The organism is Vibrio cyclitrophicus, from assembly GCA_023206055.1.
In the GTDB taxonomy this organism is placed as follows: domain Bacteria; phylum Pseudomonadota; class Gammaproteobacteria; order Enterobacterales; family Vibrionaceae; genus Vibrio; species Vibrio cyclitrophicus_A.
Genome location: CP065366.1, coordinates 1,224,154 through 1,251,126 on the forward strand (window position 1 = coordinate 1,224,154; position 26,973 = coordinate 1,251,126).

The following is a 26,973-nucleotide window of genomic DNA, read 5'->3' on the forward strand; positions in this document are numbered from 1 at the left end:
GTTAATTAACATTTTCTTGTTCGAAAAACTCTCTTGTCGAAAAGGAAATCGATTGAATGAGAACTTTCTTTAAGCACAAAAAGATACTCCCTTTGTGTTCCATCATTGTTAGCGTGTTTCACGTTGTTCCCGCACTATCTGCAAATTTTGAAAGCCCAGATTCTGTCGAAAACACTATAGCTCAGCAAAAGCAGCAACAGCTCGATTGGCGAGAAAAGTTAGCAGCTAACGGTTTTAGCTTTGGTGCAGACTACTTTTCACTTGGTATAACCTCAAATAATGGGGCGAATGGGGATTCTATCAATGCAGCGTCTGGTGTCGCGAGACTTTATGGCTCATGGAGCCTATTCAATCAAGGGACGAGCAACAGTGGTAGCTTGGTCTGGAAGATAGAGCATCGCCACGCTTATGGAGATAGCTCGCCAAAGAATTTTGGGTTTATCGATAAGGATAATATCGGCTATGTAGGTCTAATTGCCCCAGCATTCAGCGATCAAGGCTTTCGTGTTACCGACTTGAATTGGAAACAGAAAATCAACGACGGCAAAGGCACTATCATCATTGGCTGGCAAGACGTAACCAACTATGTTGACGTCTATGCACTCGCAAGTCCGTGGTCAGGCTTTACTAATCTGGCTTTCTCAACAGGCTCTGGAGTCATGGGGCTTCCCGACGACGGCGTACTTGCTCTATCGGCAGGACACATGATTAATGAGAGCTTTTACCTTGTCGCAGGTGTCGCTGATGCAAATGGTGAATCCGATGATATCTTCGAAGGGTTCAGTACCGTATTTGGCAGTGACGCCTCGTATTTCTCTACCTTGGAACTAGGCTGGACCGCATCACACGATCAGATTTATACCGACAACGTCCATATTACTTTGTGGCATTTTGGCGACGATACTCGACATAATTTGGGTTATCCAGGGCCTGGCTATACCGATGGCGGAAAAGGCATTAACTTTTCTTGGAGTCAGTTTCTATCACCTCAATTAATGCCTTTTGTGCGGGGCGGTGTCTCTGAAGGACAAGTCGCGCTGTACGATAAATCTCTGAGTGCTGGGTTAGGCTACTTTGGCCTTGGCTCACCTAAGAACAACTTAGGATTTGCCATCAACTGGTCAGAGATTAACGAAGAAGTATTACAACCAAATGCGAACTCAGACCAACAGTGGGCATCTGAACTGTATTACAACATGCAATTTGGTGAACATTTACAAGTAACGCCGGACATCCAATACATCAAAGATCCTGCGTTCTCTGGTGAAAGCAGCTCTTGGGTGTTTGGTGTAAGGGCAAGAATATTTATCTAGCTGAGGTGAACGCTTGACCCCGTATTTTTTTAAAATGTATTAGAGACACATAAACGATAAGGATATTACTATGAAAAGAACTCTACTTGCCTCCTCGTTAGCATTGGTCGCGACATTCACCTTTGCTGAAGAAAAGGCTCAACTCCCACAAACGTTATTTCAGAACGTAGACATTTTTAATGGTACTGAAAACAAGTTATATGAAGATCATTTTGTGTTGGTTGAGGGGAATATCATTACCTCTATCTCGCAAAAAGATATTGATGTGCGTGATGATGCTGTTGTCATTGATGGTACAGGTAAAACCTTAACTCCTGGCTTTATTGAAAACCACGCCCACTTGATGCTTATGGGGCCGACGTTGCCAGCGATGGAATCCAACACCACATGGGAAGATTTCGCCATCCACGGTACACGTATGGCGGAAATGTACCTGATGCAAGGCTTTACCACCGTACGTGATGCTGGTGGTGCTAATGGTGGCCTGCGTAGAGCTATCGATGCTGGTGAAATTGTTGGTCCTCGTTACTACCCATCAGGTGCATTTTTGAGCTCGCGTGGTGGTCATGCCGATTTTGCTAACTATACAGCGCCTGTCGGTGAAGACACCAACTTTGGCCGCTTAAACATGGCGCAAGAAGTAGATAGCGTAGCGGAAGTCAAAAAGTACGCCCGTAACAACTTCCGTATGGGTGCGACTCAGCTTAAATACATGCAATCTGGTGGTGTGGTTTCAGCCTTTGACCCATGGCAATTACTCGCAGGCTCCCCGGAAGAAGTGGGCGCAGCTGTTGAGGTAGCCGACACATACGGCAGTTATGTTATGGCGCACTCATACCGAAAAGAAGCGATCATTGGTGCACTAAACGCAGGCGTTAGGTCCATTGAGCATGGCTTCATGTTCGACTGTGAAATTTCTGAACTTATGGAAGAAAAAGGGGCGTACATTACCACCAACTTAACCGCCTTTGATCCCAACCTTCTTGAAATTCCAGCCGTGAAAAATGTGCCATCAAGCTTAGCGAAAGCAAAATCGGCTTCTGCTGCATTTAAAGACTATATACCAAACATGAAAAAGTGTCCGGCTCCACGTGGCTTCCAGACTGACTGTGTTGGTTCGGTTGATGCCTGTAATATTCAAGTAGCATACGAGAAGAAACTCAATAACGACTTCTTCGGTCCATTTGAGTCACTAAAAACACTCACTTCAGTTGGTGGAGAAATAGCCACATTATCGGGTGAGTTCATGAATCCATACCCAGACGCTAAATTAGGGGTTATCGAGAAAGGCGCCTATGCCGACATCCTACTTCTTGATGGCAACCCTTTTGAAGACTTTTCTGTGGTCGGTACGGGAGATAAATGGTTTGGTGCCGATAAACGACCTGATTCTCCAGAATCGATTCAACTTATTATGAAAGATGGCGTTATCTATAAAAACACGCTTTAACTAGCTTCAGTTACTCACCAGCTTGTTATCGAGCTGATGAGTAACTATTTCTCGCCAACTTATAGTGAATCTCAGCCTTGAATAGATTAATTATCCTCTTTGTCTCTGTCGTTTCATTTTCGGGTTTCTCTAGTGAATTGATTCAACTAGAGTGGAAAGACTTGAAGCCAAAGCAGACACAAAATCAAACCGTGTTACCAGAGTTAAGCTACCAACAGCGTCTAGCATTGCAGGAAGTTTTTACTCTATCGCAATACAATGATCCAAAATCGGTCTCTGATTTGGCCGCATTAAAAGAGAGCCTAAAAACAGATGGACTTGATACCGATGCTCTTTTAACACTGCGCGCCGAATACATTGAAAGCCAACAACGGATGGCAGAAACCGTCACCACTGAATTTAATGGTAAAAAAGTGCGTATTCCCGGCTTTCTTGTTCCTGTTGAATTTTCAGCACCTTTAGTTGCCACTGAATTTTTGCTAGTTCCTGTGGCAGGTGCCTGTATACATATGCCGCCTCCTCCGGCAAACCAAATTGTACGGATCTCTTATCCTAAGGGATATAAAGTAGAGACGGTGCAATATCCTGTTTGGGTTGAAGGTGTCATGTCATCGAAATTAGAAACCGACAATCTCTACCTTGTTGATGGCAATACAGATGTGACTATGGGTTACACTATGAATGCTTCTTTAGTGAAGAATTATCACTAAGTTATAAAGTCGCGAGTGTGTTTGATGTATACAGAAGGCAAGAAAGCTAGATTCGCTAGAAAGTGATATACAAACACACGCGCATCATCTATGCGGAAAAGCTTTTTATTCAATCCCAACCAATGATCTGGCGGATTTCATCCCATGGAACGTTGAAATTTGTGAAGCCGAGTAGGCTTCATAGACTTATTGCGCGTTTAGCTTATCACGATACTATTAATCTAACTCGCAGTAAGCTTGAATTGTCTCTATTTCTTTACTTTGAATTTGAGAGGCCAACGTGGCCCCTGCAGTCTCACATTGTTCCATCGTTGTGAATTGTTTATTTACATCAATTTCCGCTGTTGTTTGAGCGCCGCCTACCATCAAGCTTAGAATTAGTGTTAGTTCATACATATCTTATTAGTCCCATTGTGTTGTTAAGCAAAGCTTCCATGTACGATTAAGTGAGCTTCATTGCAGGGCATTTGCTTTTGAAATAGAAGTATAATGAATGAATAGGTATCGAACTTGCCATTTGATGCCATTAGATGGTGAACGGAAAATAAGATAGTTCGTTTTCTTTATCTATAGCAAGGTATAGCAACTTGCGTAGTGTCAGCCACGCTTATCACTAAGTTACAAAGTCGCCAGTGGATGTAGGTGCATATAGAAAGCAAACTGGTTCTGTTTATACCTATTGTTATGCTAGCGATTTAAAGAAATAGAACGACCTTGAGGGCATTAGAAAGTCTGAATACGTATTTTAAATTTGATTCTTTTGAATACATATTGATGAGTTAATCTTCATGTCGGCGTCTACTGATTCATTTAGCACTCGCTAGTTTCAATCGTTATGAGCGGTTCTTTTCGGTTTGTAGAATCAGAGTTTTCGTCTTCCGGTTCCTCGTATCTAACATAACACTCTTTTCTGTAGTCTTCAGCAATACCAATGCCGATACGGACCGAGTTTTCGTTGGTGTGACGTTTACATTCTTCTCCTTCGTCACCTCTTGCATAACATACATCCCAATCCATTTCTTCGATGTCATTAGAGCCTAGGTTCAGCAAATCAACAATGTCCAAACCACCTCCATTAGCGTTTGCTTCAGGGTAGCCATACCTTAGTTCGAGTGAACCTAAATTAGTGTCTGAAGAGTTGTCATCTTGCGGGCCTGAACGCTCTAGGTTTTCCACGCCGTCAATTGCAGCTTTAGCATAAGCAAGTCTTGCGGCATCTTCCACCGCACCTTTGAGGCCATGGATCGAAGCTATTCGAGCGTCTTTTTGCAAGTTTAAGTACCGTGGCAGGGCAACGGCGGAAAGAATACCCAAAAGAATGATGACGGTTACCAATTCAACGAGCGTAAAACCAGATTGTTTAGACATGAAAATTACCTTCAATTTATAGTATCAAGCTCTTCCTAATAGTGTGGGGCCGCTCCATTGACATTAATAATTTAACTGTATCGATTGTATTCTTATAGCCATTGAGCGACAGCAGCCCAATTTAGTTAATCGCGCGGAGAGGTTTTTAGCTTTGCAGTTTGGAGTAACAAATATACGCATGTCACCAAGTGGCAATCTTCAGGTGTGAGAAATCGATATGCTCATGATGAATTTGAACCTTATTTTCTAATTATTTTTCGTTTCGTAGAGTTGAGCTGCCTATGAGCAAGAGTGTTCTGACTTTGCGTACCCAATGAGGCTGTTATGTCAGAAGCACAAGAAAATACCCCAAACCCACGCAACAGAATCAAAATGACAACCAATGCGATCTTAGGGATTGCTACCGTAACTATTGGGATTACAGTGTTTGCAGATCGCATTATTCCAACGACTGATAACGTTCGAGTTAATGGTGATGTGGTTTCGATTACGCCCCAAGTGTCGGGTCAAGTCTCTCAGGTTGCAATACAAGCAAATGCTGCAACAAAAAAAGGCCAAACCCTTCTAGAAGTAACCGCAACTGAATATGAAATTGCAGTAAAAAAAGCAGAAACCAATGTTAAGTTAGCGGGTCAACAAGTTGGGGCGCACATGGCAGGGGTTTTATCCGCTCAAGCAAAAGTGACTACCGCCCTAGTGGCTCAAGACAATGTTAGACGCCAAGGTGAACGTGTACTCACTATGGCTGAGAAAGGCATTGTTTCAAAATCCGATGCTGACAAAGCACGAGCGGCAATTAGTCAGGCTGATGCCGAAGTTATTAATGTGAAAGCGAACCTAGAGCGCGCGAAAACTCAAGCGGGTGGTGATGGTGACGACAATGCACAGATTCAAATCGCCCTATTAGAACTTCAACAAGCACAGCTCGACCTTGAAAATACTCGAATAAAAGCGCCAGCTAATGGTGCGGTGACCAACTTTTATTTGTCTGAAGGGACATATGCAAGTGTTGGAAAACCTATTATGACATTCGTTGGTTCAGACGAGCTATGGTTAGAGGCTAATTTTCGAGAAAACAGCTTAGGTAATATTAAGCCAGGGGATGAAATTGAAGTCACATTAGATTTTGCACCAGGTAAGGTATTTAAGGGCAGTGTCAGCTCTGTTGACCTTGGTGTCTCTTGGGGACAAACCAAAACGCCTGGAATGCTCGCAACGGTTAAGCCTCAAAATGGGTGGTTAAGAGACGCTCAAAGTATGCCCGTGACCATTCAACTTGATGACGCTGAAACGCTGGATTATATGCGAATTGGTGGGCAAGGTGATGTCGTTGTTTATACTAATGACAACACTATTATGAACATGCTAGGAATGGCTTGGATTCGGTTAGTTAGCTGGTTCTCTTATGTTCGATAATATCGATAAAGCCACTGAGCGAAGGATTCTAAGATACGTTTTTGCTGTTGGTACTTCATCGTTCATCGCCATCTGGTTCAACTGGCCTTTAGCGTTTTGTGCCCCACTATTTACGGCAAAGTTTATGGTAGACAAGCCTCACTTTACCCGATTGCATATTTTGCAGCTATTATTCGCATTGGTGGCAAGCTTTGCGGTTTCGCTGGTGGTGTCGACGGGCTTGCCAGAGTACAAAATTGCATTCTTAGTTATCTATGCTGGCGGTCTATTATGGGGTTACTACTTAATCACCGATCCCAAGTGGCAGATGTTTGCAACGTTTTGGATCATAAATTTAATCCTAACGCCCTCGGTTACCACTATCGATCAGGGAATGGCATTAGATATTGGCTTTGGAATGGCGTTTTCTGGCGTATTAGCTGTATTACTGTGTTTTATTGGTCACGTCTACTTCCCGGAACAAAATGTTCAAGCTATGGACAATTTCCCACCGTCACCATTGCCAGATGATATGAGGTGGAGCGCATCTCTGCAGGCACTAATGGTGTCATTTCCATTGGTCGTGTTCTATTTCTATTATCAATTGTCTCAGGTGCTGCTTACCGTTGCGTTCGTCATTCTGTTGTCACTACTGACCAATGCTGATAAAGCAGGGAAAACATCTGTGTTTTTTGTCCTCAGTAACATAGTCGGTGGTTTAGTCGCTTTTGTTGCGTTTATGGTGATCTCTATCGTGCCCAACATGTTTGTATATATGTTGGTGGTTCTACTGGTCATTATTTTATTTGCCACAAAAATATACACAGATCCGGCTAAAGTACCGGTCTTTACGACAGGATTTACGGGTTTTATTGTTTTGATGGGGACATCCATGAGCTCTGGCGCACTTGACGATAAATTCTTCTTGAGAATATGGCAATTATTACTCGTCATCGTCTATCTAGTTTTCATGGCCTACTTTATGGAAGGTCGAAGCAAAACTAAAACCAAAGCCAAAACCTAACCATTTGTTACTCATGCCTTTAAGTACTGCTGAAGCGGTACTTTTTATGAGTTGGTCATGAATTGGTAATCGGAAACAAACCTAAAAAATGATCTTATTGACCTTCAGAATAAATGTAGACAGAAACATTGATGTCTTTTTACCCATAAATTCCGGAAACCATCATGCTTAAATACCGAATGAAGAGAGCTATACCGCCTAAACCCTATCTAATTCTAGGTAATAGAATGTTCTTGTTGTCTATGGTACTTCTGGTTACGAGTGCCTATTTCTATGATGCTAATGAGGCATTTATCGCCGTTGAAGTGGGTATCATTCACTTTCTTTACAACCTCAAGTTTACCAGCAGCAAAACGACCATTAAAGGCAGTATCGAACCCTTGGTGATGACTTTAATTGCAGTACCGTTGTCTTTGGTACCGATGCCATTTGCTCCAATAACCACAGCTCTGTTTGTGTTTGTCTTAGTTCTCATTGAACGCGATAACCATCACCAAGGAGTACCGAAGTATATTCTTCCCCTCAGCTTTTTACTGTTATCTATGATGATGATTCCTGATGGAGTAGAGAGTACCACGCTGGTGATTCAACGTTCAGTCTCGGTTGTTTTAGGCATCACCGTTGCTATGCTTGCTAGTACGCTTGTTTGGCCGAATAACAAAGCCAGCGGAGATAAGCAACCACCTAAACTTAAACGTAAAATCAACGTCATCGATCTAAAGTATTCGTCACGCAAAGGGGTGGGTATCGGGTTTATTTTGTCACTGGGGTTCTTAGGCGGGACAGGTGCTGCTCTGGGGGCGTATTTGCTAATGATGATCCACAGTCCCATCACAAAAAACTTAGCACCTAAAGTGTGGGAACGCCTAAGCGGAACAATCATTGGCGCGTTGCTTTATATACCAGCCGGAGTGTTACTGAACTATGTGACAATACCGGATATTCAGATTGTCTTGATGTGGTCATTAGTCATTGTATCTCTCTATATAATTCTAATTTATCTTGAGTACAGTTACACGATGGCTTCTGCGGCTATCATGTTTCTTATTCTCACTATCGCTGTCGGCCCTTTCAACTTGGAAATCGTTGAACTCGTCTTTATGCCGCGTCTTTGGTACACACTGATTGGTGGTGGTGTGATGGTGGCACTCGGTTTTGCAATGCCGCTACAAGAAAAAGATATGCAAACCTAAACTTAACATTCATACAAAAGCTTTTCTATCCAATATAGGAGTTAGCGGAACACAGTTTTGCTGACTCTTTTTTTATTTATTCTAATTATTCATCCTCGAAAAAAGAAAGCCCATACTTATGATTGACGTGTCATTAAATGGCAATTCATGGTGAAGCGACGGGAGTATGATTTACCCATCAGCTACACGAGCTAATCTCACTTCACTGAGGAATCAAACATGAAAAAGCTAATCACGAATGCAAATGTTTTTAACGGTACAGACGACAAACTTATTGAGAATGTGTCGGTTTTAATCGAAGACAACTTGATCACTAAGATTGGTGATATTGACCCATCAACTGTAGACGAAGTCATTGATGCGAAAGGCGGTACTGTAATGCCAGGGCTTATTGATGCGCACGTTCATATTACGCTTTCTGCAGGCTTCGGTGAAATGGATGCAATGCCTCGTGAAGAACTAGCGATTCGCTCAGCAAAAATTTCAAAAGAGATGCTAATGCGTGGCTTTACAACGTGTCGTGATGTGGGTGGTAATACACTTGGTCTTAAGAATGCTATCGATAGTGGCTACGCTACAGGCCCACGTATCCTGCCATCACAAGCGGCGATTTCTCAAACATGTGGTCACTCTGATTACCGTCAAAACCAAGCGCAAGAGCGTTTATCTAATGGTCATGAAGACTCACCATTAATGAAGACGGGCACGTTTAAAGTTGCAGACGGTCGCACAGAAGTACTCAAAGCCGTTCGTGAACAGCTATTTAAAGGCGCTTCACAAATCAAAATTATGGCCGGTGGTGGTGCATCATCTACATTTGATCCACTTGATACCCTGCAATACACTCTTGATGAAATGAAAGCAGCAGTACAAGCAGCATCTGACTACGGTACTTACGTTGCCGCGCACATTCATACTACACCTGCAATGCACCGTGCCGCCGAAGCTGGCGTAATGTGTTTTGAACATGCAACCATTATGGACGACGAAATTGCACAAGTGATTAAAGACAAAGGCATTTGGGTTGTACCTTCATACTTTACCGCTTCACTGATCGCTGAGCGTAAGATCCCACTACCCAATGAAGAGACGTATAAAAAGACAGAGCGCGTAGGTAAAGCGATGTTTAAATCGGCAGACCTGATTAAGAAATATAACATCGAAAATATCGCTTACGGTACTGACTGTGTCGGTACAACTAATGTTCATGAAACGCAAATGCAAGAGCTCGGCGCGATTGAGAATACATTCGACACCATCACGGCGCTTCGCATGGCAACATCTAACTGTGGACGTTTGTTCGAAATGTCGACTTATCAACACCCATATCAAGAAGGTAAGCTTGGGCAAATCGTTGAAGGTGCGTATGCAGACCTTCTAATCATCGATGGTAATCCACTGGACGGTGTTGAGTGTGTAATGAATGATGACGCGAAGAAAGTTATCATGAAAGATGGTGAAATCTACAAAAACACACTGTAACTGGAATAAAGAAAAGAGCCAGTGTGGCTCTTTTTTTATAACTAACCATTCAGGGTTGAGGCTGTGTTAGTTAACGACCCAAGAGGTGTTCATTCTACAACCTGTCGTCACCTTATTCTGTAAAAGAAAGACTAGATCGCTAGTTTATTAGATTGGATTAGCCATACCTGTAGTTATTCATTATTTCCTAATTTAGCAGAGTCGCTAACAAGCTTTTGTCCAGAGACGTGTTATGCCGCCATGCTTTCGGACAAGAACGCCTTAGTGCTATGACTCTAAAACGCGTGTGCCTCAAAATCCGTCAGAGTTAAACCCATACATATCCTGTTCCAGTTTTTCACCAGATTATTTAGTCGTGAAGATCTCGATACGATTGAAATTAATGTGAGGCGAATGATATAAATGTAATCTTTAAATACAGGAATTAATAAATTTAGACATGGTACAAATGGATAACTTTCCCACCATAGGACTTAAAACCTCGTTACCCATAAGCATATTGGCACTTGCCTTATATTACCTATGGGGCGACATGAGTTTTAATGATCTTCGTGGCCTTTTTTGGGTGGTGGCGTTTGTGATGATGCTTACTTTAAAGAAGAGTGAAAATAGCCTCTTTTCAGTAACTCCACAAGTTTCCTCTTTTACTCATCATGTCTTCCCAATTACTGTGCTAGCGATTGGCGTGGCTTGTATCACGTTATTCTATATGGAATTTATCCGGCAATATGTCACGGGACAAGAAGTCGACTATATCGTAGGATTTCTCGTTAGTGGTGAACTGGAAGTAAGCGAGAAACTAAATTATCTTTTCGAAACCGTTATATTAGCTCCGTTATCAGAGGAGTTTTTCTTCAGGTTTATCTTGCTAAGTAGCATATGCTTACTTTTGAGAAACAAGTTTGTAGGCGTAATTTTATCGTCACTCTTATTCGCCTACGGCCATGAAGACCCTGTCGTTGCTTTTTCTCTAGGTATCACTGCATCAATAGTTCTACTGAAATACATGAGTATATATAGCGCTATAATTCTTCATACGATTTATAATTTGTGGATATATACAGTGGAAGTTTTTATCGTACCCGCATTTTTCTTTAATGATTGGGACTTTGCACCAAGTGGGAACATCGGAACAATCGTTTCTATAATGGCATTAGTTGTATCTTTTTTGGCACTATTGATTATTAAACGCAAGGAAAAATCAATACAATAAGGTTTTAGCAACCGCTTCATCACTATAAGGACTGAGACAATAATCAATGAAATCACCACACTTATCGACACCTCGATAGTAAAGTTGATGACACACTTTTGTCCAAAAGTTTGTTACACACATGTCGATTATGTCTGCTAGAGGATTAATTGGAGCGTGGTAAATTTACTACGTTGAATCTTAGTCGTTGTTCAAATTTGCAGACTTATGTTGCAAGCATCACCTTAAAAAAATCCGCTTTTAATGAGCGGCTTATTGTTATCTGAAGCTTTTCTATTATCTTGCTCAACGCGTTTAAATTTCTTAATTCGCAGGCAACACCACAGCAGACGCTTCTTCCTCTGAATCTTCTTTGTCTTCTACTTGGTCAGCCACCCAATCAATTGTCTTTGTTAGATAGAGTTTGTTGGTTTCGGTATCGCACCAACTCTTGGATAGTCCTCTTCGATTAAACTCACTGCCAATTGCTGCGAGTGTCTGGTTGCTTGAGCGCCCGTAATACAAGGTGTCGCACAGTTGCAGGTTCGACATCGATTGTGGGTATGTATTAACCGACGAGGAGTTCATGCTTAGTGCTTTGGATTGATTGTGCGTGCAGCCTGTAAGGCTTAAGAAAAAGATCAATGCTAAGGCTTTCTTCATCATATCTCTGAACAGTTACCAATAGTTGGCGGGGATTATGAGCATGATTAAGTCACTGATTTGTCAATTCTTCGCTAACTGCTTACAGAGCACGATCTTGCTCGCAATTAGAAAACGTTATTGAGCCGTTTAATTCCTCGATCAAAAAACGTATTAACAAACAAATGCGCAATTTTGTACAAAAGCTGAAAGAGCCTATAGAGTAGACTGATAAGTCGCTCGATAATCAACAGGCTTGGGAATTGTTATGGAGAACAAGAAACGCTCTAAAGAAAAGGCCGAATATAAGATAACGGAAGAACTCGGTGGCCTTGAAATCCTGAATGCTGAATATGAAAAGCAGAACTTCTCACGCCATAGCCACGAGGGCTACACGCTGGGAGTTATCGAGCAGGGCGCTCAACGTTTCTATCGAACGGGCGGACATCATATTGCGCCACAAGATGCGATTATTTTGGTCAATGCCGATGAAGTACATAGCGGTCATTCTGCTACCGAAGGTGGTTGGGCGTATCGTGCAATGTATCCACTCCCAGAACAACTTGCCAAGATCACTCAAGAGCTAAACCTACCGAATTACGGCGCGCCTTATTTCCCAAGAGCGGTTGTTGAAGACCCTGAACTCGCTAACCAATTAAGACTGGTGTTCAACGCGATTGATGAATCGGACAATCGCCTGTTACGAGAGACCTTGATGTATGGAATGCTGGTTAAGCTGATTAGTCGACATGGGAAATCGAGCCTTAAGCCTCAACTGGACGGAAAAACTCAGCGCCAACTCGTCTTAGTGAAAGAGTTCTTAGATGACTTTCCACAAGCCGATGTGTCCCTAGACGAGTTATCTAAGTTAGCGGCTTTGAGCCCGTTTCACTTAGTGCGTTCTTTTCAGAAAGAGTTTGGTCTTCCGCCACATGCGTATCAGATCCAATCTCGATTAAGGCTTTCTCGTAAATTATTGAAACAAGGGCATACCATTTCTGATACCGCGCAAGAGTGTGGCTTTCACGACCAAAGCCATTTTCATCGACACTTTAAAAAAGCCAATGGTTACACGCCGGGGCAATACATCAAAATGCTTTAAATGTGGGTGATGAATGAGGTCTTTAAATCGAGCAAGTTTGTACAATCGAACCCACTCAGGTGTTTTTACATTGAATAGCCAATGTGAAGAGAGAAAAGAATAATATGGATAATCAAAAAATGGATAGGCGCACTCAGTTATGGAAGGGCGTTTTAGCGGGGATGCCTTTGAGTATCGCGGTGATACCGTGGGGAATTCTCGCAGGTTCATATGCGATAGATGCCGGATTGAATCAACTTCAAGCGCAAGCGATGTCGGCTATTCTATTTGCTGGCTCAGCGCAACTTGTCGCCGCGGGTATGTTCAAAGCGGGTATTGGTTTAGGCACCATGTTGTTGACCACACTGTTCATCACCTCAAGGCACTTTCTGTATAGCGTATCGATGCGTGAAAAAATCAGCCATCTTCCTGCGCGTTGGCGCCTATTACTTGGGTTTTGGCTCACCGACGAGCTGTTCGCGATATGCAGTGGGCAGTCTCAGCAAGAGTTTAATCGTTGGTATGCTGCGGGTGTGGGTGGTGGTTTTTACCTCGTTTGGAATATCGCGAGCTTTGTTGGCATTGTCGCGGGAAGCCAAATTCCTTCGCTTAATGAGATTGGACTCGACTTTGCGGTCGCAGCAACCTTTATCGCTTTGGTTTTTCCATTAATCAGAACATTGCCTGTTGTGGTGTGTGTGGTGATCTCATTGGTCACCTCGGTCGCGATGTCGGTCAACAATGTTGACGGTGGGCTAATGATTGCAGCGATCGCCGGTATGTTAGCGGGCTTTTTCAGTGAATCGTTCCAAGAGCGAAACAACGGTAACAAGACAATCGTGGAGGGGGAATAGAGATGATTTGGTTAACGATATTCCTCATGACTGCGATTGTTTTCTTTAGTCGGTATGTGTTTCTAGAGCCTACAGTTCCTCTTCGACTAAATAGTGCAGCGAGGCGTCTACTAAGATATTCAAGCCCAGCGGTGCTTACCGCAATTTGGGGGCCAATTGTATTTGCACCAGAACAAACATTTTGGCCAAGCCTAGAGAATCCTTACTTGATCGGTGCTCTTGTGACTGGTCTGTTGATATGGAAAACAGGCAATGTGCTGCTAACGATCGGCGTCAGCATGGCGGTGTTCTTGTTCTACAATCTTGTCGCGGTTGAATATCTTTTTTCTTGATTACCACTATAGGTTTATTTCTTCCTCATAATTTAAGGGCTGTATAAATATGATTACTTGTTATGTTCGATATGTGATTGATTCTAAAAAGATTAAGGAGTTCGAGACCTACGCAAAAATGTGGATTCCTTTAGTGGCTAAGTTTGGCGGTCAACACAATGGGTACTTCTTGCCATCAGAGGGCGCGAACAATATCGCCTTGGCACTGTTCTCTTTTGATAGCTTGGCGGCTTATGAAGAGTATAGAACTCAGTCGCTGAGCGATGCTGAGTGTATTAAAGCGTTTGAATTTGCAGACGAAGTTGATTGTATCGTGAGTTATGAACGCAGCTTTTTTAGACCTGTTTTAGAGTGATAGACCTTGCAACGTATAGCGTGGTGGCATCTAATGTACGGATTCACTGTTGTGTGTTTAGGTTCTGGTAAGGAGTTAATTTGGCTAAGAAGTATTATGTGGTTTGGAAAGGTCGTACACCGGGTATTTTTACCACTTGGAATGATTGTAAATCTCAAGTCGATGGTTTTGCAGGGGCGAGATATAAATCGTTTCCAACACTAGGCGAGGCTGAGTCTGCTTTCGGAGGTAAAACGTCGTCTGCGTCAGGTGCTACGGCGACAAAGCCAAGCTCTGCGGGTAAGGCGAAGAAAGCAAAGGTGCCACCTCTTTCAGAGCAGCAAATCACCGATATGCCTTTTGACATCAAGATCTTTACCGACGGCGCCTGCGAGCCCAATCCTGGTGAAGCAGGAACGGGGTTAGCGGTCTACTTGAAGAATGAGCTAACCGAGTTGTGGTATGGGTTATATCAGCCGATGGGCACGAACAATACCGCAGAGCTTCAAGGCTTAAAGCAAGCATTCATCCTCGCGCAAGAAAAGCTGCAAGCCGGTTTGTCTGTTGCGATTTATTGTGACTCTAAGTACTCGATAGATTGCATTACTAAGTGGGCAACGGGTTGGGAGAAAAAGGGCTGGACCAAGTCGGGCGGCGAGATCAAAAACCTCGACATTATTAAACCTGCATATGCACTTTACCAAGAACTGGCTGCAAAAATTACCATCTATCATGTGAATGGTCACGTTGGTATTGAAGGTAATGAATTGGCCGATAGAATGTCGATTGTCGCTATCTCATCGAAAGAGCAACAACTCGCTCAATATTGTGACATCGAAGATCTTGAGTCTATTTTGGCACTGCGAGCCGGCTAGCTAGGCTTCTTAATGAAAGTTGCAGAAAGCCTAAGAAGTCACCATTGGGCAGTGCTAATTTGAGCGCTACGTTTTAAATCAATGTAGCGCTCTTTTGGTTCTTATGGTGCTTAGCCGTTTTTGTGATGCTTACTGCCTGAGTTAATCATTATTGAGCTGGGTCCTCTATCCAACGAGACAATTGCTGAGCTTGTTTTATCGAATTAAAACTGTCTTTCACTTTCTCTCGTGCCTTTAAACCCATCGATGTTTTATCGTTGCTGCTTAGCTGCGCGAAACGCTCAATCGCTTCTCTTAATTCTTCCACGTTCTTTTCGCTAACCACAAAACCTGTCTCTGGTGAGACGATCTCTTTGCATCCCATGATGTTGGTGGTAATAACTGGCGTTCCCACGGCCATCGCTTCTTTTAAAACCAGTGGGCCTGTATCCACACACCCAGTTTCGGAAAAACAGAAGGGCGCGATTAGGCTGTCATAGTTCGATAGTTTCTCTTTGACCCACTCATGAGGTTTAGCGCCAAGAAAGGTCACGTTTCGAGTGAGCCCTTGCTCTTTGACCTGTAATTTTAATTGTTGATCTAAATCGCCGGTACCGATGATATCAAGGTGAATGTCGAGAGGTTCGGCAATCGGTGCTAATGCATCAATAAGGTGGTGGATACCTTTTTGCTCCACTAATCGACCAAGGAAAACAAAGCGAAGTTGCTTCGTTTCGGTTTTTGGGTTGAGTTGGAATTGTTTGGTATTTACTCCGCAGTGCAGGAGCTTAATGTTTCCTTTCGCCATGGTATTGAAGTCAGCAAGCATGTCTTTACACACTGCAACAACAAAATCACTCGAAGAAATCTTATGTTCAATGTCATAAGCAAACTCGTAAACATCATGACCGTGAGCAACGAACGAACAGGTGATATTCAACAGTTTTGCTGCGACGATAGCGTGAGCTGTGGTGTGCTGACAGAAATGCGCATGAACGTGTTCTACATCGTTTTCCGCGAGTTGCAGCGCTAATTTAAATCCATAAGCGAACAGTGACTTTTTGGGCATGCTGGTTTGCTTAGAAATAAATGAGATAGCCTTGATGAATCCTATCCAGTTGATGCTGGTGACTTTACCCATTCGAACATTTTTGCCTATTTCGACAATGTCGTAGTCGAACTGTTTTTCGCTGTTTTCAATTTTGAACGTCATTACACAAACATCGTGCCCACAAGCTTTCACTGAGTCGACTTCTGTTTGAATGAAGGTCTCACTGAGTACAGGGTAGGTTGGCGCTACAAATGCTACTTTCTTCATTCCTTACTCCTCAAATCCATGTGACTAAAGCTATCAAGCCAAGTTAATAACCAATAAAGCAAGATACGAACCAAGATCAAATTGTAGCTTTGGAGGGCTTTTCGATTGCTTTCCTAAGTTTACCCCTCTGGAAGTCGCCCGTTTTCTCAAATTGATAATCAAATTGAAGTTGTAGGTTTTTCGCCTCGTTGTGTTTTATCGTCATTTTGAGAATGTTGCGTAGTAGACTGATCTAGAAGTGATTTTGTAACAAGAAACTCTCGGCATAGAACATGCAACGTCAGCCATATAACGTATAAATCTGAGGGCGTCATTATGGCTAAAGTAAGTGTTGTTATTCCTACCTACAACTGTTTGGATTACCTGCCGAAGGCAATTGGCAGTGTACTTAAGCAGACTCATCAAGATGTTGAGCTCATTGTTATTGACGATAATAGTAACGATGGAACGTCGACGTATCTCGCATCGATAGACGATGATCGCATTATTACTTTGTCCACTTTGGGTGTTGGTGCACCTCAAGCGAGAAACCTTGGGATAGAGCAAGCTTCAGGTGAATACATTGCTTTTTTAGACGCAGACGATTTTTGGTTTCCAGAAAAAATTGAGCGCCAACTCGAATTTCATCAACGATACCCAGATCTCGCGATGAGCTTTACAAACTACGAACACCTTACCGAAGACTACCAAGTGATAGTCGATTGCTTTAGTTATTGGTCTCAGTTTCAAGGTCAAGACGAGTTGTTCATCAATATCGAGAGTCCGCTGGAGTTCATCATTGAAAACAATGTGATTGGGACTTCGACTGTCATGGTGAAATCGGATGTGTTTTCTCAAACAGACAGCTTCAATGCTGACATTAAGTACGGAGAAGATTGGGAGCTGTGGCTTCGAATGAGTGAAAACCATCAGATCGGTGTGTTGAACTCAGTGCAGGCCGGCTACTTGATGAGAGCGAGTTCCGTTACCCAAACTGAAAGTCTAAAATTGAGAAATTTGCAGTCAATAGAGACCATTCTTCAACATTACCAAAATGACAGTCAACGATGGAATCTACCCACTTCAAGTTTTAAAATCGCAAAGGCAAGAATACTGGAAGGCTACGCTGACTATTATCGAGGCTTGCAACAAAACCGATTGGCCATCTCATACAGTATCCGCTCGTTAGTTTTGGCTCCGCAAAAACGAACGTTACGACATCTTCTTGGAGACTGTAAGAGTTTCCTAATGCCTGCACTGTAAGGAATAGGTGTCTGCTATGGGGTCACTAAAACAGTCTGCCTATTACGCCATTGGCATTGTGATGATGAAAGGGATCTCGCTCGTGATGATCCCCTATATCACCCATAAGATGACGTTGGCTGAATACGGTTCTTTAGAAGCCATCGTCTTGTTGGCTGACATTGGGACGATCCTCTTTAGTTTCGGTATTGTTGAGGCCATGTATCGGTATGTTGGCGTCGCTGAGGGCGAAGAAAAGAGGAAGCTGGTCTCAAACTGTTTCACATTAAGTGTCTTAGTGTGTGTGCTTGGGGGGAGCTTAATTGCGCTTAGCATACCGCTACTGTTATTGATGCTGCCCGTTGAGTTCCAACCCTATCAAATCCTACTTCTATTGATACCGACCATGTTAGATGGTGCGATTTCTATCCCGCTAACACTGATGCGAATGAATGCGATGGCTAAGCGCTTTTGCATGCTCAATGTAATGAAGGCGAGTGTGCAAGCTGCAATGACGTTTGTACTGTTAGAAGCGGGTTATGGCATCGATGGTGTACTCATATCTGCCGCTGTTTCGAGTGTGTTGTTGATGCTGTGTTTGCTGCGTTATCAATGGCGAGAAATGGGCTCATTTGGTAGCCTCAAATACTCTACTAAGATCCTAAAGTTTGGATTGCCCACGTTAGTTGGTGGCGCTTCGATTTACATGATTACAGGGTTAGATCGCTGGGTGATGGCAAGCTTCGTCGGTGTTGAAGAACTTGCGATTTATGCAGTCAGTGGCAAGTTTGCGTTGCTTCTTGGTTTGCTACTGCAGCCTTATGCTCTGTGGTGGTTTCCAAACCGAGTGGCTATGCTGCAACAATCTAATGGTAAGAAAGAGTGTGCGGACAGAGCGCTAGTTGGCGTTAATCTGGCCATTGTGTTGGGGTGTTTGATGATCCTCACTGTACCTGGTTTTATTACTTTGATTTTACCAAGCAGTTATCAGTATGCAGGTACTATTGTAGTTGCACTCTTGGCGATTGGTGTGATTAAGAATGCAGGTGATTACCTTAACCTTGGCTGTTTCAGCGGTCACTCAAGCCAATCGCAAATGTGGATACAAGGCGGGTGTGCGATCTTAGCTGCGATTGGTTATTTTGCTGTGACACCGATTTATGGCGTGTGGGGAGTTGTGGTGGTGCTGTGCGGAACTTACGCCGTGAGACTGTTACTGCTCTATACCGTGAGCCAAAAGATGGAGTACTTACCTTACGATCATCGTAAATGGATGGCAGCGCTGAGTATCGCCATACTTGCCATCATTTGTGATCGAGTTATTGGCTTGGTGCTGGTTGATATTCATGACTTTGTTTTAGGCAGTTTTGTGGCGATAGTGACGTTAGTGGCCTTCATTCGATACTCTGTGATTCCAGTTCCACAGGCGCTGCTTGATAAGTTTACGTTAGGCAAGCATTCACATGTGAGTTGAATTCATGTAGCCCAAACACTGGGCTTGCTAATCGGCACTTAGCACTATAATTATCTGCGATAATAAAACACTGTTCATAATGATTTGAATTAGATAGTATTTATAAATTCAGTGAATACTAACGATGGAAAGATATATGAATAAGTGGATGCTGCTCCTTTCTCTGTTTTCAGTGGCCTCATACAGCGCCTCTGATTTTTCAAGTGAGGGTATTACTGCTCCCGACTTCAATTCACCGGATTTCAAGCCGCCTGAAGTTTCTCAGCAGGAACGACACAACATCGTTTGTGAAAGCGTAGTCTGCAATTCAACATCTGCACGCCAACCCGTTCCTGTTGTTGGTGAAGTGCCCGATAGAGAGCCGAATCAAACTATCGAAACCCTTGCGAGTGCTATCTATATCATCGGTGAAATTGGCGTCGCAGAAAATTTGTCTACGCCAGAATATGAGCAATTTTTTGAGAATTAGTTGAAAGGATACGACAGTAGGGTTGGTGCTGGTTTTAATAGCTGCTATAAAAGGTCATATCTCATTTAATGATACGACAACCTTGGCATATTGAGACTAGGAAATATCAATGGAAATATGGAAGTTACTGCTGTTTATCCCCGCTTGTTTTGCGCTCAATATGACTCCGGGCCCAAACAATTTGTTATCAATGAACAACGCCCGTTGTTACGGATTTCAGGTCGCATTTGTCGCAGGCCTAGGAAGAATCCTCGCTTTTTCTGGCATGATTGCTTTGGCTGCATCTGGCTTAGCGGTTGTGCTTTATACTTCTGAAACGTTGTTTTTCCTGATCAAGCTATTTGGTGCAATGTATCTGTTGTGGATAGCCTTCAACCTATGGCGCTCACAAGCCAGCCCGGTTGCGGATATCGAACGAAATAAGAATTGGTTTGGTCTTGTTAAACAAGAGTTTGCGCTTGCCGCTGGTAACCCTAAAGCGATACTCATTTTTACTGCATTCCTACCTCAATTTGTTGATGTTACCGCGAATGTAAACACGCAATTCTTTATCTTAGGAAGCACTTTTCTTGTGTTAGAAATGCTCGCGATTTCTATCTATGCGGCCTTTGGTTTATATCTACGAAATTGGTTTTCAAAACCTCAAATGGCTAAGCGCTTCAATAAAGCATGTTCTGTGTTTCTTGCTTTATCTAGTGCGAATTTGTTGGTAAGCCGTCAATAGGGTTCGTTCTGCTGTTTGGTTTACCGTTAATCTATTAAGGTCTATCTATGAATGTTGTTTGTGCGGGAAAACAAGAGCTCGCTAATATTTACCAATTGGAACATGTTTTGTTTGGCGATCACGCCTATCCGTTGTTTTTCTTTCGTCAGGCATTTGATTGCTGGGGGAAGGGCTTGTTGGTGGCGAAACAAGATTCTCAGGTTGCGGGCTACGTGTTAATGACGCCAACCGACAAACAACAAGAGTATTGGGTTCTGTCACTGGCTGTTGATACTGCTTACCGAGGCATGGGGATTGGCCGTTCATTGATGCAGCAGGCGATAGAAACCTTGCCACAAGATTCCAAGCTGTTACTTACTGTTGACCCAAACAACAGCTCGGCTTGTGAGCTGTATTTGTCGATGGGGTTCGTGACCATCAAAGAAGAGAGTAATTATTTCGGTGACGATGAGCCTCGTTTGGTCATGCAGCTCATCGTCTAGTTTCCGTTTAATTGTGTCTATCTAGGTGCAGACATCCCACGCTTAGGTCAGCATCACGATACCGTGCATTAACACCACGCTAGAGGTTAATCGGGTTCGCATATCAAAATAGCCGTCGGGGCCTTCGCTTTGGTTCTCTTCTCTCATTGACCTTTCCGCTCGCCAAACCGCAATGTAGCCAATGATAAGAATCAGTGTGGTGAGGAACTCTTGCTGCTCACCGAGTAGCACCGCTAACCACGCTGCCAACATGATAACATTGCTTAGAATCAGAGCCTTGTTGCCGGATTGGCTTTCGAAGTTCTCTATCCCATTGCCCCACAAGATACCGGATAAAAAGCTCAAGATAACCACGCTGTAGGTGATGAAGAGTGTTTCGCCGCTCAAGCTAAAGAATTGACTGTCGGTGAGTGATAACAGTAGGCCGAACAAAAAGGGGATTAAACCCATATAACCGAGCTTGGCCATGGTGTTGCGTGTTTGAGTTGTCTCCAAGTAATTTGACCTCATAACTGCTGCTCTATTGCGTTTTTGAGAGTAGCGCTCGTTGGTGATGTCGAGCTTGGGAAGGTCGCAATTACGTTGCCTTCTTTACTGATTAAGAATTTGTAGAAGTTCCACTTAGGTGTAACGCCTGCTTGTTGCTGTATCTCTGTAAACACAGGGTTGGCGTTGGTGCCTGATAGAGAAGCTCGCGCCATCATTGGGAAGGTTACACCGTAGTCGAGATAGCAGACTTTGGCCGATTTCTCTTCGCTTCCTCTGTCTTGGCGAAAATCGTTACTGGGAAAACCGATAACCGTGAAGCCTTGGTCTTTGTATGTCTGATGAAGCTGTTCAAGTTGTTCAAATTGCGGAGTGAAGCCACATTGGCTTGCGGTATTTACCACTAATAAAGTTTTGCCTTGAAACTCTTCACACAACTCAATCTCTTCGTTTGAATTTAACAGCCTTTGTTTACCGGTGAGTATCTCTGGGCAGCTTGCTGAAAAAGCGAATGAACTTGTTAGGCTCGCGATTAGGGCGCTGGAGCACAGCAATGAATGTTTCATAAGTCTGACTCATTTTAGTTGGCGTAACTGTTATTACTGTTCAACGACTTGAAATGATCACTTTAAAGGCCAGAATCGCTTCAGTATCAGCTGTCGTTTAAGTGTCAATTGGCACTTAGCAAATAGGGCTCCACCAAGCGTCTGATATTGACCTTGGCTCCAAGGCGAGATGCTAATAGATACATGCCTCCAATCTTTCGGTGGAGGAATAGGGCATCGGCTGGTGGTGTGTGCCAATATTCTTGCTCCATGCTGAGTATGGTTCCTGCTTCACGAAGTTTTTGTGCTAAACCACTGGCTTTGAAGTCGTAATCTTCATCGACAAGCATGGGTTCACACGCCATTGTCACTAAGTTGAGAATGGCTTGGCGCTGGTCAGGGAGGATGGTCTCACTAAAAAATCCAATTTGCTCTAGGGCTTTGTTTAACCCCTGCTCATCATGATTGACCACAGAAGTGAAAGCCAAGCGATAACCATCACTGAAGCGATCGCTGTATTCACGGGTGGCACCAAAATCCAACAGCCCAATCTGGCGTGTGTTTTCAACGTAAAGGTAGTTGGCGAAGTTGGGGTCGGTTTGCACCATCTTAAAATCGAACAACTCTTTGAACATGAGTTCGAGCAAGCTGCGCATGACAAAATCACGAGTACTTTGATCGTAACCTTCTATTTGCTCTATCGAGACGCCTTCAATGAAGTCCATCGCGAGCACCGATTCTGAAGACATTTGAGGGTGAATCTTAGGTACAACGAAGTGGTTGTGTTCTTTAAGCGCATGATAGTAACGAGTCGCGTAGTCAGCTTCGCGAGCATAATCCGCTTCATCATGGAGCTGTTTCTTTGCTTCTTCTAGTAAGCCTTTGTAGTCGACCGACTTGGGTATCAACCCAACAATGTTGAGCAGTGTGCCCACGTTGTCTACGTCGCTGTCGATACTTTTTCGAATGCCTGGATATTGAACTTTGATAGCAAGTTTGTCTCCTGCATCACTGTAGGCTTGGTGAACTTGTCCGATGGATGCACTGGCGATGGGTTTGAAGTTGAAGGAGATAAACTCTGCCTTCCAGTTCATTCCGAGCGAACTTTCTAACACTTGATTGAGCTGTTTGGCTGGCAGTGGGTCGGCGTCTGAGCGCAGGCGAGAAAGAATGTCGGCGAGTTCAGGTTCGAGAACATCGCCAGCGTCCATCGATAACATCTGGCCAAGCTTCATCGCCGCACCGCGTAAGTGGGCGAGTTGGTCCGTGAGTCGTGCAATGTTTTGGGGCGTTAATACCAAGTCTTTTGCTTTGGGTCGATTTCCCTGTGCGAGCTGTTTCGTGCCTTCCGTTATCACATTGCCCGCGACCCTTGTCGCCAGCGAGGCAAACTTACTGAATCTAGAAATTCGATGTGTGGGAAGGTTTCTCTCTTTTGCCGACATAAAGGTTCTCACTTAGTTATCAAGACTCACTACAAAGTTCTATAAATCATTACCCAACCGAATGTTTTGTTGTGATAACTTGTCTCGCGAAACAGTAAACAGAATTTAAAGGACAAAACATGAAGTTTATTTGGTTAAAAGTCGCGGTTACCGTTTTAGTTTTTGCTGCGCTGTTTGGTGTGGTGTATTACAAAGTCGCGAGTGGTATGTCTTAACCAAGCTCTATTTTGTGCAGCTGTTACCATCGCAGCGCGACTTTCCGGTTAACCAGAACGAGACTTTATAGCGGTTCTTGGCAAATCGTAAATAACACCAGTCTGCCACTGGCTTGAATATCGCCCAACGTAAAGGGGCGTATAGCCAACCTTTTCCTACTAAGCGCCATGCTTGGTAGGTCACGTCTAAACCTAGCAGCAGTTTTCCATTCTCATCCAGTGCATGCAAAATGGTGTTGGCTGCGTCGGCATCAATCTGAGGGTAGTCTGAAAAGGCTTCGCTGTAGATATCGATGGTTTGAAGCTTATTATCGACATCATGCTTGGCAAGTGCCGCCATCTCTTTTGCGCATAATGGACATGTCCCATCGTAGAATATCGTTAATGAAGTCATTGCTTCCCTTACTATTTTTACCAATTCCCAACTATACGCAATCACCGATTAGGTGGATCATTTTACTCAGTTATCCGACACTGTAATTGTGACGACTATTTTACAGTATCATCTCGAGGTAAAATCCGTTCCATGCAATTACATATTAAGAGTCGATCCCTAATGACAGCGAAATCAATGAGCCGTTTTATTATAGCCTTCATAGCGCTAATGCTAAGTAGTTGTGTGAGCTACAGCGTTACTGAACAAGAAATGACGAACTACCTGCAAGATTCGGTGATGTTAGAACAAGAAGTCGGTGTGCAAAACGTTATGTATGCACAAGTGGCGGTTGATGACTTAGCGGTGCAAATTGGTCGAGCTGATGCCGAGCGAGTGTCTGTTCTGGCGAATAGCAATGCAAAGGTTCAAGTGTTTAACTTGCCAAACATGGGGCTAGATCTGGATATCGAGTTCAGCGCGATTCCCGAATACGACAAAGAGACTGGAGAGGTCTACTTAAAGTCTCTGCGTCTAGAACGTTTTGAGGAAAAGGGAAAGCAGCTTTCTCCTGAGATAGAGAAGTTACTTAAGCCTGCCGTTTCTATGATTGGCTTTGCTTTGTCTCAGTCACCGGTTTACAAATTGGACAGCAATAAGGTTCAAGAGTCATTGATCAAGTCATCGGAACCTAATCTGGTGATTAAAGACAATAAGCTAGTTATTGAGTTGTTTGACTAATTCGTTTTAAATTCGAATCTGCATTATGGCTATCTTTCGGTAGCCATTTTTTATGACCCTAGTTAATTATCACCTCACTTTATTGCCAATCACTTTATTAAAATCAGATCGTTACCATTCAAAATAATGACCGCTCAAATAGTTGATGTTCGCATTCAAAGTTCTGCCAATTCATAATTGGTGAAGACGGTAAGCTGTGGTTATGATGAAGTTAAAGTGAACTTCATTTATTTGTGATCACCATGGACAGGGTAACAATGAGAAACATCGTATATTTGACGATAGGGCAGTTATCGGAGCGCAGCGGTGTGGCTCCTTCGGCATTGCGCTTTTATGAAACCAAAGGGTTGATTGCTTCGATTCGTACTAACGGAAATCAACGCCGTTATCAATCAGCCATGCTGCGAAGAATAGCATTGATACAAGTCGCGCAGTCGATAGGTTTCACGCTGGAAGAGATTACCGAAGAGCTATCTACCTTACCTATGAACCAGACTGCGACTAAGCGCGACTGGGAGCGAGTGGCAAAGAAGTGGCAAGGGCAACTCGACAGCAAGATGGCGCAGATTAAATCGCTACAAGAAAACCTAACCGGCTGTATCGGTTGCGGATGTTTGAGTATGCAAAAGTGCCATCTATTAAACCCTGAAGATATCTTGCATGACCAGGGGCAGGGCGCTCAGCGTATTGCTGAGTAGCATTACTGCTTCAAGCTAAGTTTATTCGACTTAAGCTTATTCGACTTAAGCTTTAGGCTCTGGTTTCTATCCGTTTCAAATCATCGAAGCCTATGCACTCGATGTGGTTATCTGCAAGCCATTGTTTCAGTGTTGGGCTGGTTAAGATCGTGTGTTCTTCCACTCTCTTTTCATTGTAGCCAGACAACGATTTTAGCTCTTCACTTGCGGTCAATGATGGGTGACACATCAACTCGACAGTACCGTTAGGCATGGCAGTTTGGTAGCTCAACAGAATATCTTGCAAGTTGTTAAGAGAGACCCCGTCATCAAAAAAGCGCATGTCAAAAGCGTTAGGTGTCGGTACTAAGAGAGAATCTTGCCCGCTCAGAATATTATCAATACGTCTTACTGGTAGGCCTATGCTGTTTACCATTCGAGTAAATGCCGCTTTTAATGCCTTATAGACACCACCAAAGTGATGGCTATCGATATGGTTGATCTTTAAACCTGCATTGATAGCTGCTTGGTATTGCGCGTTAAGTTCTAGCATAACTTCGGCTTCGACCACGTCGGCTTTGTTGAACAAGGTCGCTTTGTCTAAGAAATTACCTTGGTCATCAACTAAACTTGGTACTAATTCAGGTGCGCTAAGGGGTTTTCCTGCAGTAACTGTAAAGTGCAAGCCAACTTCAGGGACTAAACCTTGATGATAAAGTTCAATCGCGTGCAGTGTACCCGGTTGATTCATCATGATGGTGGTTGACTTCACTACACCTGCTTTGAAGCATTCAACAATGCCATGATTTACCGTTTCAGTGAGGCCGAAATCATCGGCGTTCAGTATTAGTTTCATCGTGACCTCTGGTGACTAAAATGGATTGTGAACAACTTGAATTAACTTAATTTCGACTGAGTTAATGTACATAAGGTTATTGCTCACTTTGTGCTAAGCGATGAGCAAACGCAGGCATGAAGTCTAAGTTGTCTCGAATCGTTTCTAATAACGCCTCATCAATGTGTGAGCCGCTATCAACAATAGGATTAAGGATCAAAGCGCGTTTAGCTAATGCAATATCCCCCGTCATTGCGGCCTTAACTGTTAAGGTTTCAAACTCTTTCATTTGTTGGATTAGGCGTAACGTATCGCTATCAAAAGGTTCGACATTCAATGGAAGGATCGCGCTGTTAGTAATAACTGAGCTGACTTCTACCGCGCAGTCATCAGGAAGCCCTTGAATCGCCCCATTATTACGAGTGTTAACGTGCATGATAGAACGCTTGTTGTTGTGAATACTGCTCATGAGTTCACAAGCTGCTTCAGAATAATGGGCACCACCTCGTTCTTCCAATAATTTCGGTTTGGTATCCAGCATCGGGTCTCTGTAAATTTCGAGCAATTGTCGTTCAACTTTTGCAACTGGCGCTTGAGTAGCCCTTCAACGAGCTCTGGGGTGTAACTGAACCACCACCAATCACTGTTATTTTGAGTTTTTGATTGTGTTGCATTCTGTTCACCATTTAATGTTGTAGATTACTTGGTTTAATTTATATGATGGTTACATACACCGACAAACCA

General features: G+C 43.3%; 29 protein-coding genes and 1 pseudogene. 20 read left to right on the forward strand and 10 right to left on the reverse strand.

Translation table 11 applies throughout. The features are described from left to right. The first annotated feature begins 56 nt into the window (after window positions 1-56). The 3 genes from ITG09_05450 to ITG09_05460 all read left to right on the forward strand — a co-directional run bounded on the left by ITG09_05450 (window position 57) and on the right by ITG09_05460 (window position 3,473). Complete coding sequence (locus tag ITG09_05450; GenBank protein ID UPR53070.1) at window positions 57-1,313, forward strand: carbohydrate porin; 1,257 nt, start codon at window positions 57-59, stop codon at window positions 1,311-1,313. 70 nt (window positions 1,314-1,383) lie between these two features. After that, on the forward strand, window positions 1,384-2,763 hold the full coding sequence (locus ITG09_05455) for an amidohydrolase family protein (GenBank protein ID UPR53071.1): 1,380 nt from the start codon (window positions 1,384-1,386) through the stop codon (window positions 2,761-2,763). Window positions 2,764-2,840: 77 nt separating this feature from the next. Beyond that, window positions 2,841-3,473: a DUF3299 domain-containing protein gene (locus ITG09_05460; GenBank protein ID UPR53072.1), complete on the forward strand. Its 633-nt coding sequence runs from the start codon at window positions 2,841-2,843 to the stop codon at window positions 3,471-3,473. A 216-nt stretch (window positions 3,474-3,689) separates the two neighbouring features. Here the strand turns inward: ITG09_05460 and ITG09_05465 are convergent, their stop codons facing one another. After that, window positions 3,690-3,869, reverse strand: a complete 180-nt coding sequence (locus tag ITG09_05465) for a hypothetical protein (GenBank protein UPR53073.1) — start codon at window positions 3,867-3,869, stop codon at window positions 3,690-3,692. Between the two features lie 414 nt (window positions 3,870-4,283). Further along, a complete protein-coding gene (locus ITG09_05470; GenBank protein ID UPR53074.1) occupies window positions 4,284-4,841 on the reverse strand; it encodes a type II secretion system protein in 558 nt (185 codons plus the stop codon). Window positions 4,842-5,165: 324 nt separating this feature from the next. Here ITG09_05470 and ITG09_05475 point away from each other — a divergent pair, with 324 nt between their 5' ends. The 5 genes from ITG09_05475 (at window position 5,166) to ITG09_05495 (ending at window position 11,148) form a co-directional block, all read left to right on the forward strand. Continuing rightward, window positions 5,166-6,257, forward strand: coding sequence for an HlyD family secretion protein (locus ITG09_05475; GenBank protein ID UPR53075.1), 1,092 nt, complete (start codon window positions 5,166-5,168; stop codon window positions 6,255-6,257). Beyond that, on the forward strand, window positions 6,247-7,260 hold the full coding sequence (locus ITG09_05480) for a DUF2955 domain-containing protein (protein UPR53076.1): 1,014 nt from the start codon (window positions 6,247-6,249) through the stop codon (window positions 7,258-7,260). The genes ITG09_05475 and ITG09_05480 overlap by 11 nt, the downstream gene beginning before the upstream one ends. Window positions 7,261-7,424: 164 nt before the next feature. Beyond that, window positions 7,425-8,453, forward strand: coding sequence for a hypothetical protein (locus ITG09_05485; protein ID UPR53077.1), 1,029 nt, complete (start codon window positions 7,425-7,427; stop codon window positions 8,451-8,453). A gap of 219 nt (window positions 8,454-8,672) precedes the next feature. Continuing rightward, a complete protein-coding gene (locus tag ITG09_05490; protein UPR53078.1) occupies window positions 8,673-9,935 on the forward strand; it encodes an amidohydrolase family protein in 1,263 nt (420 codons plus the stop codon). 448 nt (window positions 9,936-10,383) lie between these two features. Next, the gene (locus tag ITG09_05495; protein UPR53079.1) at window positions 10,384-11,148 is read left to right on the forward strand and encodes a CPBP family intramembrane metalloprotease; all 765 of its coding nucleotides are present in this window, start codon (window positions 10,384-10,386) and stop codon (window positions 11,146-11,148) included. A gap of 303 nt (window positions 11,149-11,451) precedes the next feature. Here ITG09_05495 and ITG09_05500 read toward each other — a convergent pair whose 3' ends face one another. After that, the gene (locus tag ITG09_05500) at window positions 11,452-11,790 is read right to left on the reverse strand and encodes a hypothetical protein (protein UPR53589.1); all 339 of its coding nucleotides are present in this window, start codon (window positions 11,788-11,790) and stop codon (window positions 11,452-11,454) included. Window positions 11,791-12,037: 247 nt separating this feature from the next. On the opposite strand from ITG09_05500, the gene ITG09_05505 reads away from it, so the two are divergent. From ITG09_05505 to ITG09_05525, 5 genes are all read left to right on the forward strand, one after another. Then, window positions 12,038-12,871, forward strand: a complete 834-nt coding sequence (locus ITG09_05505) for an AraC family transcriptional regulator (GenBank protein ID UPR53080.1) — start codon at window positions 12,038-12,040, stop codon at window positions 12,869-12,871. A gap of 104 nt (window positions 12,872-12,975) precedes the next feature. Next, on the forward strand, window positions 12,976-13,704 hold the full coding sequence (locus ITG09_05510) for an AzlC family ABC transporter permease (protein ID UPR53081.1): 729 nt from the start codon (window positions 12,976-12,978) through the stop codon (window positions 13,702-13,704). A gap of 2 nt (window positions 13,705-13,706) precedes the next feature. Beyond that, window positions 13,707-14,036, forward strand: a complete 330-nt coding sequence (locus ITG09_05515) for an AzlD domain-containing protein (GenBank protein UPR53082.1) — start codon at window positions 13,707-13,709, stop codon at window positions 14,034-14,036. A 49-nt stretch (window positions 14,037-14,085) separates the two neighbouring features. Continuing rightward, entirely contained in the window at window positions 14,086-14,391 is a 306-nt protein-coding gene (locus tag ITG09_05520; protein UPR53083.1) for an NIPSNAP family protein, read from the forward strand. Between the two features lie 80 nt (window positions 14,392-14,471). Beyond that, complete coding sequence (locus tag ITG09_05525; protein UPR53084.1) at window positions 14,472-15,245, forward strand: viroplasmin family protein; 774 nt, start codon at window positions 14,472-14,474, stop codon at window positions 15,243-15,245. A gap of 148 nt (window positions 15,246-15,393) precedes the next feature. Here the strand turns inward: ITG09_05525 and ITG09_05530 are convergent, their stop codons facing one another. Beyond that, window positions 15,394-16,542 carry a glycosyltransferase family 4 protein gene (locus ITG09_05530; protein ID UPR53085.1) on the reverse strand — a complete coding sequence of 383 codons (1,149 nt, stop codon included), beginning with the start codon at window positions 16,540-16,542 and terminating at the stop codon, window positions 15,394-15,396. Between the two features lie 315 nt (window positions 16,543-16,857). Between ITG09_05530 and ITG09_05535 the strand changes: the two genes are divergently transcribed. The 5 genes from ITG09_05535 to ITG09_05555 all read left to right on the forward strand — a co-directional run bounded on the left by ITG09_05535 (window position 16,858) and on the right by ITG09_05555 (window position 20,912). Beyond that, a complete protein-coding gene (locus ITG09_05535) occupies window positions 16,858-17,784 on the forward strand; it encodes a glycosyltransferase family 2 protein (GenBank protein ID UPR53086.1) in 927 nt (308 codons plus the stop codon). A 16-nt stretch (window positions 17,785-17,800) separates the two neighbouring features. Next, window positions 17,801-19,237 (forward strand): oligosaccharide flippase family protein, encoded by a 1,437-nt coding sequence (locus ITG09_05540; protein ID UPR53087.1) that lies wholly within the window; start codon window positions 17,801-17,803, stop codon window positions 19,235-19,237. Window positions 19,238-19,373: 136 nt separating this feature from the next. Beyond that, window positions 19,374-19,706, forward strand: coding sequence for a hypothetical protein (locus ITG09_05545; GenBank protein UPR53088.1), 333 nt, complete (start codon window positions 19,374-19,376; stop codon window positions 19,704-19,706). A 109-nt stretch (window positions 19,707-19,815) separates the two neighbouring features. Next, a complete protein-coding gene (locus ITG09_05550) occupies window positions 19,816-20,430 on the forward strand; it encodes a LysE family translocator (protein UPR53089.1) in 615 nt (204 codons plus the stop codon). A gap of 47 nt (window positions 20,431-20,477) precedes the next feature. Beyond that, complete coding sequence (locus ITG09_05555; protein ID UPR53090.1) at window positions 20,478-20,912, forward strand: GNAT family N-acetyltransferase; 435 nt, start codon at window positions 20,478-20,480, stop codon at window positions 20,910-20,912. Window positions 20,913-20,954: 42 nt separating this feature from the next. On the opposite strand, the gene ITG09_05560 is transcribed toward ITG09_05555, so the two are convergent. The 4 genes from ITG09_05560 to ITG09_05575 all read right to left on the reverse strand — a co-directional run bounded on the left by ITG09_05560 (window position 20,955) and on the right by ITG09_05575 (window position 23,997). Then, window positions 20,955-21,422, reverse strand: coding sequence for a DUF3429 domain-containing protein (locus ITG09_05560; GenBank protein UPR53091.1), 468 nt, complete (start codon window positions 21,420-21,422; stop codon window positions 20,955-20,957). Further along, window positions 21,419-21,964: a glutathione peroxidase gene (locus ITG09_05565; GenBank protein UPR53092.1), complete on the reverse strand. Its 546-nt coding sequence runs from the start codon at window positions 21,962-21,964 to the stop codon at window positions 21,419-21,421. The genes ITG09_05560 and ITG09_05565 overlap by 4 nt, the downstream gene beginning before the upstream one ends. Window positions 21,965-22,068: 104 nt before the next feature. Beyond that, window positions 22,069-23,388 carry an AarF/ABC1/UbiB kinase family protein gene (locus ITG09_05570; protein UPR53093.1) on the reverse strand — a complete coding sequence of 440 codons (1,320 nt, stop codon included), beginning with the start codon at window positions 23,386-23,388 and terminating at the stop codon, window positions 22,069-22,071. 222 nt (window positions 23,389-23,610) lie between these two features. Then, complete coding sequence (locus tag ITG09_05575) at window positions 23,611-23,997, reverse strand: DUF393 domain-containing protein (protein UPR53094.1); 387 nt, start codon at window positions 23,995-23,997, stop codon at window positions 23,611-23,613. A 162-nt stretch (window positions 23,998-24,159) separates the two neighbouring features. Here ITG09_05575 and ITG09_05580 point away from each other — a divergent pair, with 162 nt between their 5' ends. Then, window positions 24,160-24,717 (forward strand): DUF1439 domain-containing protein, encoded by a 558-nt coding sequence (locus tag ITG09_05580; protein UPR53095.1) that lies wholly within the window; start codon window positions 24,160-24,162, stop codon window positions 24,715-24,717. Window positions 24,718-24,974: 257 nt separating this feature from the next. Continuing rightward, window positions 24,975-25,415 carry a redox-sensitive transcriptional activator SoxR gene (gene soxR / locus ITG09_05585; protein ID UPR53096.1) on the forward strand — a complete coding sequence of 147 codons (441 nt, stop codon included), beginning with the start codon at window positions 24,975-24,977 and terminating at the stop codon, window positions 25,413-25,415. Between the two features lie 52 nt (window positions 25,416-25,467). On the opposite strand, the gene ITG09_05590 is transcribed toward soxR, so the two are convergent. Next, entirely contained in the window at window positions 25,468-26,250 is a 783-nt protein-coding gene (locus tag ITG09_05590; GenBank protein ID UPR53097.1) for a carbohydrate deacetylase, read from the reverse strand. 76 nt (window positions 26,251-26,326) lie between these two features. Further along, window positions 26,327-26,815, reverse strand: a pseudogene (locus ITG09_05595) (6-phospho-beta-glucosidase). Window positions 26,816-26,973 lie beyond the last annotated feature (158 nt).